The sequence below is a fragment of the uncultured Pseudoteredinibacter sp. genome (assembly GCF_947502065.1).
Lineage (GTDB): Bacteria > Pseudomonadota > Gammaproteobacteria > Pseudomonadales > Cellvibrionaceae > Pseudoteredinibacter.
This window is the reverse complement of the sequence record NZ_CANMYE010000001.1, coordinates 859,793-872,640: the sequence shown is the minus strand read 5'-3', so window position 1 is coordinate 872,640 and position 12,848 is coordinate 859,793. Positions and strand designations below refer to the sequence as shown.

Annotated in this window: 10 protein-coding genes and 1 tRNA gene; 1 reads left to right on the top strand and 10 read right to left on the bottom strand. The window is 44.5% G+C overall.

The annotated features are described in order from the left end of the window. Positions 1–15 precede the first annotated feature (15 nt). The 7 genes from glk to Q1A41_RS03730 form a co-directional block, all read right to left on the bottom strand. Positions 16–948: a glucokinase gene (gene glk / locus Q1A41_RS03760; protein WP_299974887.1), complete on the bottom strand. Its 933-nt coding sequence runs from the start codon at positions 946–948 to the stop codon at positions 16–18. A gap of 207 nt (positions 949–1,155) precedes the next feature. Then, a complete protein-coding gene (locus Q1A41_RS03755; protein ID WP_299974883.1) occupies positions 1,156–1,689 on the bottom strand; it encodes a L,D-transpeptidase in 534 nt (177 codons plus the stop codon). A 72-nt stretch (positions 1,690–1,761) separates the two neighbouring features. After that, on the bottom strand, positions 1,762–2,670 hold the full coding sequence (locus Q1A41_RS03750; RefSeq protein WP_299974881.1) for a glycerophosphodiester phosphodiesterase family protein: 909 nt from the start codon (positions 2,668–2,670) through the stop codon (positions 1,762–1,764). Between the two features lie 101 nt (positions 2,671–2,771). Further along, positions 2,772–4,970, bottom strand: a complete 2,199-nt coding sequence (locus Q1A41_RS03745; protein ID WP_299974878.1) for a TonB-dependent receptor — start codon at positions 4,968–4,970, stop codon at positions 2,772–2,774. 258 nt (positions 4,971–5,228) lie between these two features. Next, on the bottom strand, positions 5,229–6,170 hold the full coding sequence (locus Q1A41_RS03740) for a sensor domain-containing diguanylate cyclase (protein ID WP_299974875.1): 942 nt from the start codon (positions 6,168–6,170) through the stop codon (positions 5,229–5,231). A gap of 751 nt (positions 6,171–6,921) precedes the next feature. Further along, positions 6,922–7,791, bottom strand: coding sequence for a hypothetical protein (locus tag Q1A41_RS03735; protein WP_299974872.1), 870 nt, complete (start codon positions 7,789–7,791; stop codon positions 6,922–6,924). A 654-nt stretch (positions 7,792–8,445) separates the two neighbouring features. Continuing rightward, positions 8,446–9,390 (bottom strand): dihydrodipicolinate synthase family protein, encoded by a 945-nt coding sequence (locus Q1A41_RS03730; RefSeq protein ID WP_299974870.1) that lies wholly within the window; start codon positions 9,388–9,390, stop codon positions 8,446–8,448. Positions 9,391–9,507: 117 nt separating this feature from the next. Here Q1A41_RS03730 and Q1A41_RS03725 point away from each other — a divergent pair, with 117 nt between their 5' ends. Beyond that, a complete protein-coding gene (locus tag Q1A41_RS03725) occupies positions 9,508–10,248 on the top strand; it encodes an AraC family transcriptional regulator (RefSeq protein ID WP_299974868.1) in 741 nt (246 codons plus the stop codon). Positions 10,249–10,317: 69 nt separating this feature from the next. Here the strand turns inward: Q1A41_RS03725 and Q1A41_RS03720 are convergent, their stop codons facing one another. From Q1A41_RS03720 to Q1A41_RS03710, 3 genes are all read right to left on the bottom strand, one after another. Then, the gene (locus tag Q1A41_RS03720; RefSeq protein ID WP_299974866.1) at positions 10,318–11,613 is read right to left on the bottom strand and encodes a serine hydrolase; all 1,296 of its coding nucleotides are present in this window, start codon (positions 11,611–11,613) and stop codon (positions 10,318–10,320) included. 254 nt (positions 11,614–11,867) lie between these two features. After that, positions 11,868–11,944, bottom strand: a tRNA-Pro gene (locus Q1A41_RS03715). A gap of 189 nt (positions 11,945–12,133) precedes the next feature. Beyond that, a complete protein-coding gene (locus Q1A41_RS03710; RefSeq protein WP_299974863.1) occupies positions 12,134–12,613 on the bottom strand; it encodes a hypothetical protein in 480 nt (159 codons plus the stop codon). Between the last annotated feature and the right edge of the window lie 235 nt (positions 12,614–12,848).

The window sequence follows — 12,848 nt, the reverse complement described above, 5'->3', positions numbered from 1 at the left end:
GGCTAGCACTTTTCTCTAGGCCAGTGCACAGCCTCGCAAGCCTGGTTCATTTGAGGTTAGCAATGCAATGGGAATCTCTGAACAAACCGATGTAAATCTTCCTTTGCAAATGAACCTTTGCCTAAAGCGACTAGGGCTCAAAAAAGGTCTAATTTTAGGAATAATTCCCCCACTAATATAAACCCCATCCCATGCCCCCATTGAAAGCACAAAGTCTCCACATACACCGGCAAAAATATCCAAGAAGTCGTCGATACTTTTACGCGCAATTTCGTCGCCGTTTTCAGCACCTTCCGTAATTTCGGGGGCGGTCTTACAACGTTCCTTATTGAGTAATATCGAATTTGCCCAATACAGATTTTCTAGCCCTGGGCCCGATAAGATACGCTCTATTGATACTCTCTTAAAGCGACGCTGTAGAACTTTGAGTATACGTATTTGGTGCTCATCGTAAGGCGCAAAAGCAATGTGACCGCCCTCTGATGGTACTAATTCGCCACCAGGCATGATTGCAGAAACGCCTAAACCTGTACCAGCGCCAATCACCAGTCTGGGGCAGCTTCCCTGCTCTTCGCTTGGTCTAACAGCATCGAACCAAAACAACTCCTTATCAGGAATCTGCTTGACATAGAGAGCCTGAGCATCAAAATCGTTAATACACTTCAAGGGCAGATTTAACTTACTCTCTAGAGCTTCCTGGCTAAAGCTCCAATGGTTATTAACAAGTTGGATCTGATCCAGATTAACAGGCCCTGGAACCGCCAGGCATAAACGGCTTACACCTTGACCGCCATGAGCACGCAAATAATATTGTATCGCCGAATATAGGCTATCAAAATGGTCACACTGATAGGTTACCAATGCACTTAATGCCGTTTGACCAGTCTGCACTAGGGCAAACCTTGCATGAGTACCACCTATATCGCCAATTAGAACTTTTTCAGTCATCGTATTCTCTTTATCTGCTAGCTAATAAGCTGTGCACCCGTACACAGCAATATCCCTGGCGCAATCACCCTGCCCCATTAGCACATACTGCCCGAGCCAGTTAACAAAGAGTGATACTATTGAATGCTCTTTCACTAGAATCCAATCAAAGCTGAGCTGAACAAGTGCGTTTAGATAAGGCGAACTTTAGATATTAAGGCGATGATATTAAGGCAGGATCAGCACTGGCGTGTATTCTGTTAGCAAATCAAAAAGTTCTATAACATCAGAGTTTCGCATGCGAATACAACCATGCGAGGCGGCTTGACCTATTAGGTATTCTTCATTGGTGCCATGAATATAAATATAGCGTGCATGAGAATCAATACCATGCCCCTGGTTAATACCGGGCTCTAGTCCTTCCAACCACATAATACGGCTTAAGATGAAATCTCCCTCTGTACGACATGGGGGGGCTTGATTTTCAATGCTCGCAATCTCTCCAGTAGCTTGGCGACCCTTAAAGCACATCCCAAGCGGCATATCAGCACCGATACGCTCACGAATACAATGCAGGCCCACTGGCGTACCAAAACTGCCCTCTTGGGCGCATACACCCCGCTGCGCCGTTGAAACCGAATAGGACTCTAAAACGTTCGCGTCACGATCAAGTAAATAACAGCTCTGCTCAGCAACGCTGACCAACAAGGCATAGCTTAACTCGGGCCTATCTCGCAGGTAATTTTGTAATACATCGTTCATTGCTGGTCGTTACCACTGGGTGGAGTTCTCTTAATCGGTATTCTAACCGCCCCTGTAATGTACTGACCAGCCCTATTGTTCTACCAGCCCAGAAAGATAATTGCGTAATTGAGCAGGCTGATTAGTCACGATAGCATCCGGAAGCTGCCCATTGAGCTGATTTTTCAGTGCCTCAAATTGCCCCGTAGTATCCAGAGTGCTCGCACTCAAAATATGATGTTTTGAGCGGGCCCAGGATTTTATTTCGACGCTATGATACTGTGGTTCTAGATCAATCCAGCTGGCAGGTAACTCATTGAGTAGAGAAGGAAACAAAAGTAGTAAGGCGCGTTCATAACGCGAAAAAGCGACCCGCGGCTGAGGCGACAACTGCCTTAGCTGGCGAGGCAGCCATAAACTATTCGATTTAATAAAAACTCTTTGATAATCCGCTGGCGAAAATTCTTTGGGAATAAACGCCAATAATGCCCGGGACATCTCTAAACTTTCCGGTTTAATATCTAATAATATTGGGGTACTGGGAAATAAAGACAAAAATTCTTTAAAGCTCATGCCCTGAACGGCTCGCTTTGTGAAAGGGTAGACACCTTTAGCAGCGTGGTCGAAATACCAAGCCATATTGTACTGCTTAAAATCACTTAAGCTTAGGTCCGATAAATCCAGATCAATACCCGTCTGCCGCTTGATATTATCGTCATGGAAGATAACTAAGCTACCGTCACCCAGCACTTGAAGATCGGCTTCGAAGGCATCTGCGCCTTGATCCAAGGCTAGCTGGTAGCAAAGCGCTGTATTCTCTGGGCAATGCTTTGGAGCACCACGATGCCCAACAACAAAAGATCCACCACTCCATTTGGCCCACAATTCGGTATCAGCCTTTGTTACCCTTTCCTCACCGGGATACAAAAGATAGGAAATCAATATCAAACTAAGCCCTAGCGCTATGGCTAGAGACAAAGAAACAAAGGTCAAGATACGCATCAAACAGTGCTCATCCAGGCTGCGGACTGTATAGAAATATCGTTAAACCCAAGTACTGCTGCAAGCAGCACTTGGGGCTCTTCAGTAATTGATGACGCCCTTTAATTAAAGCTCTTTCGCATTTGTAGGCCATACGATCTTGGCGCGCCTTGAATATAGGTTGGCAGGCCAAAAGAAGCGCCTGTATTACCCGCATCAATTAGGTATTCTTTATCGAATAAATTATCGGCATAAAGCTCAACAGACCAATCCCCCCTTTTCGAGGCGATTCCTATTTTGAACTTTAACAGGCTAATGGCATCTTCTTCATAGGTATTGGCGATATCAAAGAACACAGACGAGCGATGCGTTAAAGTGGCGGATGAAGTTAAGGACAGCAGATCACTGACTGGCCAGCTGGCCAAATAGCCCAAAGCGCCACTGAGTTTAGGCTGTAAGCGGAAGCGATTACCCGCATATTCGCCATTCTTTTTATCCTCATCCACCTTTGCGTCGATGTAGCCGATATTCCCGAATAGACGTAAGGCTTCGCTGATTTGCCATTGCCCTTCCAATTCAATACCAATATTTGTGGCGTTACCCGCACTTGCAGAAACAAAATTACCACCGTCATTGAGCACACGTACACGGAAGTTTTCATAATCTTGGTAGAAAATTGCCGCGCTGTAACTTATGCCATCACCACCGAGAAAGCCTTTAATACCCACTTCGAAATTACGAACTTCCTCGGGGTCAATACTCACCGGCGAGCCTGTATCCATCTGTAGTACTTTAGAGCGCTGGCCTTTGGAGAGTGTCAAATAAGCACTGTGCGCCTCAGTTAAGTCGTAATTAATTGCCAACCTTGGTAACAACGAGTGATCGTCCAGCGCCCCTTCTACCTGCTGCCCTTGGGTGTTGAGAATTCGGCCGGCAAACAAATCCAATGGTAAAGTTGTAGCTTGTTGAAGCAGTACTGATACCGGGAGGTTGGAACTATAGGCCGACCAACGATCCTCTGTCGTCCAACGTAGGCCCGCGCTGAGCTCTAAGCGATCATTGAGTGCATAACTAATATCACCAAAGACAGAACGGCTACGATTATCTGCCTTGTTTTTGTATTCACCTTCATAAACTAACTTAATAGGTGAAGGACTTTGACAACCTCCAGGAAGAACTCCGGCACAGGCTAAAAATAGAAACTCGTCTCCGCTATAACCAACACGCTGCTCGGCTTCATCTTCAAATTGTGATACCCCCGCAAAGCCACTTAATCGATCACCTTGAAAATTTAAACGCATCTCATGGCTATTAATCTCACCATGGGCATCTTCTGAGAAGTTTAAAAATTCCTGTGGAATGCCATCTGCATCGAAGGCCTCCAGTGAATCATAACGACGATTTGAACCAATATAGTTTAACGTTAGCTGATCGTTCATATCCCAACTGACGCGAACATTGATATCTTTGGTGTTTCTATCAACTCCCACATCGTTCAAGCCCAGAATGTTATTATCAGGAACCGACAATGCGGCATTATCGCTAAATACTAGGTTTTGATTTAAAAAAGCCGTACCTGGATCTGTTGCGCGCTCTTTGGTATAAACAATATCGACGCTAAGATCGTCGCTTGGAGTCCAACGAATGCTAGGTCGAAAGGAAAGCCTGTCATAGCCATTTAAATCATCTTCAGCGCTGTTATTCTCTACGTAGCCATCCCGTTGTTTGGCAAATACAGCTAGGCGCCCCTGTAAGACCTCGCTGCCACCAGTGATATGGCCACTGTATTTTCTAGCCGAATAATCACCAAAGCCGATACCAATCTCTGCTGAAAAATCTTGTTCGGGCTTAGCAGTAAAGAAACTCATAGCGCCAACCGAAGAAGCTGTGCCAAATAAAGTAGCTTGCGGCCCCTTCACGACCTCTACACGCTCCATATCATATACTTCAAAATAGGAAGCCCGTGAACGTGACACGTCTGCACCATTCAAATAGACTGACACCCTCGGTGCGCTTGTCGCTTCACCGGCATCCGAGGTAATTCCACGAATCACATAGCCATTATTGTTTACGCTTTGCTGCTGCACCGTAAGACCCGGCGTTAAATCAGCGAGCTCATCATATCGACTGACATCAAGAGCTTTTAGAAAGTCACCATCAAAAGCCGATACGGTTACTGGCACATCACGGATACTCTGTTCACGCTTTTGAGCAGTGACTACGATTTCTTCCATTAACACAGCATCTTGGGCAAAAGCTGAAGAAACAGCTAAAGAGAGCACTGACACAGGAAATGCAATTAGCGGGCTTATAGACTTCATGTAGATTTCCTTTACGGGCCTTGGCAGCCTTTTTAAGTAAGTAATAAAACGTAGAGGAAAGCTAACAGTGAAAAACTACAGTTTAAGGACAGTAATAAGACAATTGAATTTTTTATCCGTTTGGAGGCTTTAAAGGTTTTTTATCATACTCAGTTAAAAACAAGCACAACTTGTCATTAACGATCATTGCAGCCAGCAAAAAGTAACAGCGCTAACATTACTGCCAAGCACAACCTCTGAAAACAACAAGAAAAAGCATCAAGGTTTTGCAAGTTTGACACGATACATCGCTTGATCAGCCGTATCCATCCAAGCTTCGATCGCGACACTCGGATCATCAATTAATACCGCACCAATACTAACGCTTAAATCAGTACTATTGATACGCTCGTAAATTCGATCACGAAGCGAGTTGAGTTCGTTCATTCCATTACAGTGGCTTAGGATAACAAATTCATCGCCGCCAATACGCGCAGCGACATCGCTTTGGCGAGTAGCATCTTTGATTAACTGCGCGAGCTTCCTTAAGGAGTTATCGCCAAATTTGTGCCCCTGCTTATCATTAAGCACTTTGAGATCATCCATATCGAGATACAAAAGACCCAAGTTATGATGGTGGCGTTTAGCCAAAGCCAAACGATGCTTGGCGGCAATTAGAAAACCACGGCGATTATTAAGCTTGGTTAGATCATCATTCATCGCCATATTGACGATCGCATGATATTGGTCTAATAAATTTAAATCTGCCTCGACTAAATCTCTTAGCTCATGCATTAAATCGATATAGTCATTTTGATAATCGGTTTCTACAAAATCCATAACACATATGGTGCCAAATGGATCTCCATTGGGCCAGTTGATCGGCAAACCGCAATAAGATAGAAAGCCATCATTTTTAACTTCTGGATTATCATCCCAATAGGGATCTTTCGAGGCATTCTTAACGTAAAGATTCGTCCCCGTTTCTACAATTTTTCGGCAAAAAATATTAGTATCGCCTGGAATTAGCCCACCGGCAGGGTAAATATTACTTTCCTGATCGCTAGCTATAACGACCTGATAACCATCAGGGCTATATTGCACAATGAAACCCGCTGGGGCCGAGAAAATTCTCGCCATAACGTCAACTGTTTTTTGCCATTTAGACAAAGGCACCAGACCTTCCTTGTCTTCTAGCACCCAATGATCGGGGGTTAACATAAAGAATCCAATAACTGATTTTAAGTAAGCACTAGTAAATAAGGTTACGCTCTGCCCACCACGGCTTAGTTTGAGCGCTGATAAACCAGACACACTTTAGCTCCGCAGTAGGCGATATAACATGCCTTTAGAAGCTATATTTAGCTAAATTAGCACTTCTTTTATAAAACAGGGTCATTATCCAACAATTTTTTGATTTATGCCGTAAAGCCCTATAAAAAACTGGCATCGAAAGCGTAAATTCTGGTGGACACGACCATTACAGACTACTCAACTAAAGTCGTAATCTTCTCTCCGTTGTTAAATACAAAGACCAGAGAAGGTGCATTTAATACATGCCAGCACAGCACAAGAGTGCTTGCTCGAGGATATAGCAGCGCCTGACTACAAAACACACAGCCGCTAAACCGTACACGCAGGCACAGCAACAAGGAAACACCCTACCCTTTGAATTCAGCGTTTATCCATTACTTTGAGGGAAGCTAGACAGGCGCTTGCTGCACTTAGGTTTGTCTAACGCTTGCAACAATTAGGCAATTTAGGCAGTAACAGAACACCCAGTGCTATCAACAAGAAAGAAAATGCCTTCACATACACCTTATACCTGAAAGCACTTAGTGCTTGATAGCTAGGATAAAATAAAGGCTTAGATACTAAAATCGAAAAAGTACTTTTAACGCTTTTGAGATGACTAAAACCCGTTGCTGGACAGAACTCAAAAGCGAAGTTATTAATTAGCCTCTGTAATTACTCAACGCTTACTCTGCTGAATAACCCTTAACTTAGCATAACGTCGCACTGCTACCGATAAGGCCAACGCAAGCAGTAAAACATGGACTGGCGTAAAAGTTGGCACCGAGGTGGCATGGTTTGCAGAGGAAGCCGGGCTAATATTGATAAGTACACCCGTATTGCTGAAATCAGATTTTGGCCCAGGACTCGCATAGGTTATATCAACACCTGCAGCATCTAGGCGGTTAGACCTTATCGAAAAATTAGCAACGCCATTGGGATCGCTTACTCTGACTAATACACTCGCCGTATTATTAAAGGAGCCATAAGTCCGCCAGGTCAACGCCCCTGTACCATCACCCGTAATATCCTGCACAGAGGCACTTTGATTTATCAATGTAAACACCGTAGTAGGACTACTCGAAAACCACTCCCAAGAGCCGTATTTCATGCCATTGATACCATCACCCACATAGTACAAAACATCTCTTGGGAGATCGCCTGCGGTGAAATTGTAATTTAGAGTGTTTGCATTAGAGCCATTACCCTGGCCTGCATTGGACCGGAAGAAAGGTAAGCCACTGATGTCAAACCCAACCGACTGAAACTCAGAATTAATAAAATCCATGGTCGTGGGAGCGTTACCTTCGACCCAATTGCTTGATGTCGTCACCGTTCCGCCGCTGCCACCTGTCCAGCTGCCAGACAAGCTTATTATTGCGCCGCCACTATCGGGCCAATCCACCGCTTCATATTGCTGCCCCTGTAATGAAAACTGCGGCCCTGCTACACACTGCCCCAGTTGCCCTATAGTGGCTACCAATAAAACAAACTTTAAAACAAGGTCTTTTAAGGATGACGTCGCTGCGCCAAACAATCCAAAATTCATTAATAACTGCTCCATGCATGTTATTTATATTAGCTATAATTATTTGACATATAGAAACTAATTGCTCAATCAAAACTTTAGTAAAGGAAATAACAACATGCTAGTTTTAGCGACAAAAAAGTCGATAAACCTTTATAAGGGGTGGCTTGAGAGCACTTTTTCTTGAACGAACGCTATTCTGGGTATCACCTTAATCTAAGAGCCCTTTTAACCATTGGTTTTCAATCAAGTTTTATCTGCATCCATCCATAACTTTTGATGCTGTTTAGATTGAATAGCTACCTCTGTAGCTCGAACTTAAAAAGTGAGATACGCAGTAAAAATAGGCAACATAGTATCTTGCAAACCCGCGAAGTAATGGCTTGTCACTCTTTGCCAGCTTGCTGCTTTTCAATATCACAAGAAGGTGAGCATTTAGCTATCGCAAAAAACCCCACATGGCTTTGTTTAATATATTTTCTAAAGCAAGGGCAGCGTAAACATAAATTGCTCGGTGAGATGCTGGGGTTAGATATCCCGAGCATGCGAGGGCCGTATTAGGGGCGCGGACTTATCTTTGAACAATAAATAAAAAGTAATGTGAAATGAGCCAATAAAAAGGCACAAAAAAGCCAGGCGATTGCCTGGCTTTTCATTCAAAAATTAACGCAAAAATTAATTCGCACCCGGCCAGCTTGCCCACCAATTGCGGAACTGCTGCCACTGATCATCCAACCATGCTTGCTGGCTGGCAGTTAATCGATCCGTTGGGTTTAATTGATGTTCGTACTCTGTATTGCCTTCCAGCACCATTAGGCGCTTATAGAACAATACCAAATCGGTGCCTTCATCAATTTTAGATAATACTGCCATGGCATCGTTTAGCTCGTTTGCCAAACGAAATGCCGTGGCATCACCTTTAGCGGCATGCTCTGATAGCTCTACTAGGCGAAGCACTTCTTTTGGCAAAGCGTTACCGACACCGGTGATCGCGCCACCAGCGCCACAACGAACAAAACCGTGAACGACTTGGGTATCTACACCCACCATCAAGGTAAGATCTGGATCGCCGCTGGTAATGTGCTCGGCAGCATAGCTCATAGATTCAGCGCCACCAAACTCTTTAAAGCCCACTAGGTTGGCATGCTCTTGGCGTAGGGCAAAGAACAAATCCGCTTTGGTTTCATAACCATAATACGGGCTGTTATAAATTACCGCGGGAATAGAGGGTGCTGCTTGTAGGATGGCCGCAAAGTGAGCACGCTGAGCGGTTGCTGAAATACCGCGTGATAACACACGAGGAATCACCATTAAACCAGCCGCGCCCACCTTTTCGGCGTGAGCAGCTAGAGCCACAGCACGAGCTGGGCTTTGGGCACCGGTCCCCACAATAGTTGGAACGCCGGCTTCAACCAAGGCTTCTACACCTTGCATACGCTGTTCATCCGTTAGCAAAGGCCAATCACCCATGGAGCCGCAGTACACCACGGCGCTCATACCAGCTTCGATTAGCTCTTTACCTTTGCGGGCCAAGCCCGCGAAATCCGGTGTACCCTCGGCGTTACAAGGGGTCATTAAGGCTGGAATACAGCCGCTAAATACAGATTGCATTGCAGACATAGAATTCTCTCTTTCACTGTTCACTATGGCCAGAAGATGGGCATATGCTATAAATTACTCGCAATTGTGTCTTTACCATGACTATAATGCAAACTTGATTTTTGGCACAATTTAAATATGACTAATACTACCCCCGCCACCAGCCTATATGCACAGTTAGCAGAACCCTTCCCTGCTGAAGAGATGTTCGACCTTATTCCTAATGTTGTGTTTTTTGTCAAAAATAGCGCAGGCTGCTATGTCAGCGTTAACCAAACCCTCGTCGATCGAAGCGGCCGCAAAAGCAAAAACGAGCTGATTGGCTGCAGCCCCTCAGAGATTTTGGGCAGTCACTTAGGCAAGGGCTATGAAGAGCAAGATCAAAAGGTTTTACAATCTGGCCAACAATTGGTTGATGAACTGGAATTGCATGTTTATCAAAATCGCGAAGTTGGCTGGTGCTTAACGGCCAAGCGACCCTTGGTAGGGAAAAACGGCGATATTGTTGGCTTAGTTGGCGTGTCGCGAGATCTAAAACTCCCCGATGTTACCAGCGAAGATTTTGAGCGAATCTCAGAGGTTATCGAATACGCCCAAGAGCGGGTAGCAAACCCACCCACTCTTGCCGAGATGGCCGAGATAGCGGGCATGTCTATCTACCAGTTAGATAGACGCATGAAAAAGCTCTACGACTTGCCCACCGGCCAATGGTTGTTAAAGATTCGAATCGATCATGCCAGCCAATTGCTGTTAAACAGCGACCGCTCTATTGCCGATATTGCAATGGATTGCGGCTATGCCGATCAAAGTGCCTTTACACGGCAGTTTAGGCGTACGACGGGGCAAACACCTTCTACGTTTAGAAAACTACGCGAATGATGAATAACATTAGTGAGCACCAATTAAGTTGGGCTGCAATGCAGCCCCCAGGTTAGTCGATTAAAGTTTTTACAATTGCTCAGCTATCGCCTTAAAGGCCTGCATCCTGCGCTTTGCGGTTTCTCTTGCCGCATTAGAAGGCGTTTTTGCACTGGCAAAGGTCGCAATAAGAATATCTTTAGGCTTATCGATATATAGAATTTGGCCGTAAATACCGCGCGCCGTGAAAACACCTTTCTCATCATGTACCCACCAGAAATTTTTATAGCCCTGTAGCTCGCTATCATAAAACCGGCTAGTTGCTTGACGATAAACGCTGCGCTTAACGCCTTGCTTATTCTGCGCAGAAATTTCAGTGATCGCCTGAACTGAAGATTGAGGAAAAACCTGCTGCCCTGCCACCTTCCCGTCATTCATTATTGCAACACCAAAGCGTGCAAAATCCCGCAAAGTGGTATTCATACCACCGGTAGCCACCGGTACAAAGCCAGAATCAGCCGTGATAAAAGCATCATGTTCGGCGCCTAACTTCGACCAAATTTCTTCGGTAATAAAAGCTTTAAGACTTTTGCCACTCACACGTTCAATAAGCCAGCCAATTACATCGACATTAGGTGACTGATACTGAAAAATATGTGCCGTCGGCAACTCGGTATTAGCTTGAAAACGCTGTAACAAAGGCCTGACACTGCGGGGCGTTTGGTCACTGTCTTGCTTTAGCATCATCAAATCAAAAGCAGGCAATAAACCAATTCGCTTGAAATATTCGAATGCTATCGAGCCAGGTTGTGAACTAATCATGGCTTCTTGGTAATCAATCGCCGTAGACATATTCAGCGTATCTTGAACACTTGCTCTAGACCAAGCAGATGATTTTAGCTCCGGCAAATAATCACTGATCTTCTTTTCTAGATCGATTTGCCCTCGCTCAACTAAAATACCAGCCGCCATGCCTATTAAAGATTTGGTACTAGACGCCCACAAATGATGATCATGGGGGCCAAAGCCATCGTAGTATGCTTCCCAAACAATCTCGCCACCTTTTAACACCACAATGCCATCAGTTTGATCGGCCGCTAGGCTTTGGGCTACTGAATAGCGCTTACCACGGTGCTCAAATTGTAGCGAGGACAAATCCTGCTGCTTAGCGCGTGGTATTTCAAAAACATCACCAGCCCTTGGGATCATTAGCGTATGCAGGATGCCCATATTTCGCAGGGCCCAGCGGTTATAAGGTGGCAATGGCCAATTTTGTAAAGTCACATCAGTATAAGAAGCGACAGGAATCTGAGTAGGCTTCGTTTCTTTTGCCGTTTCGGCATAAGCAAAACAAGAAAAGAATAACAAGAAAATTATCAAGCGCATTGCTATAGCTCCTAGGTTTGGGTAAACACACTATACGTATTTACCCTTACCCCAAGTAGAGCTAAAAAAACCTTATCTGGCAATATTGACCACGAGCGACTGAAAATAGATAAAGCCATACAGCATTCGGGTTGCAGCGCCATATGTTTAATTAATTCAAATAAAAGATATTGAGTACCGGGCTCTAATGTTTGACCGAAAGCTAGGTTTCTTAGCAACAATGAAAATGACGAAGAGACATCAAAAGGAAAAAATGGTCGGGACGGCAGGATTTGAACCTACGACCACTACACCCCCAGTGTAGTGCGCTACCAGACTGCGCTACGCCCCGCTTGGAGTAAAGATTACTGAATACCTAAGCCTTAAATACAGCTAATTCAGCAAGCTTTATAAGAGATCCCGAGATGGGAAAGGCGGGTATAATACCCTATAAGCCCTTGATTGCAAGACAATTATTGATAAAACAGCTGCCTCTAAGCATACCAGGGCTAGCCGTTGTTTTAGCTAGCCTTTCTTCGTCTTAACGAATTCGCTTAACCTTAGTGGTTTTATCAGGGCCCACAACCGTCAGCTGAAAATAGCCAAGCAAGTTCTTATCTATTATCACTTTCGGCGCCTCAAGATTGGTTCTCCAACGGCGCTTCGAGGCTAACTTTCGTTGCTTCCAAACCTGCCCATTTGCCAATCTAAATACCGTACTTCCATCCCAACCTGTAAATGTTCCCAAGATATTACTTTCAATAGCTGTATTACTTTCTTCTCGAACAGATTCTACTGTTTTGCTAATTACCAATGCGTCTTTGGCAGTATAGCGAATTAACCATTTATTTAGCTCGGCCAGCTCTTGTTCACTTAACTTTTCCAAACCAGAAGATTTATACTCTTCTGAAGTCATCAATTTCTTTACGCCGGGGAAATCATCAGCAGCTTGAACTGACATCACTAACAAACATAAAGCTAGCGAAGCAGCTTGCCCTATTATTTTGCTGAGCTTGTACATTATTAATTCTTCCGTTTTAGATATTTTTTGCGTTAGCTGTCTTAACTTTAAAAGCTAATCGCAGCTCTTACACGCCATTAGAAAGCTAATTGATTATACACTTTAAATACGTAAACATACGAACCGACTTGCAGATACGCCTTTCCATTTAAGCTATTCTTAACCTCACTTGCTCGGCCCACTAAAATCAACCGCTTCACCAATCACCAATCATTAAAGACGCGTAAGCAAAATC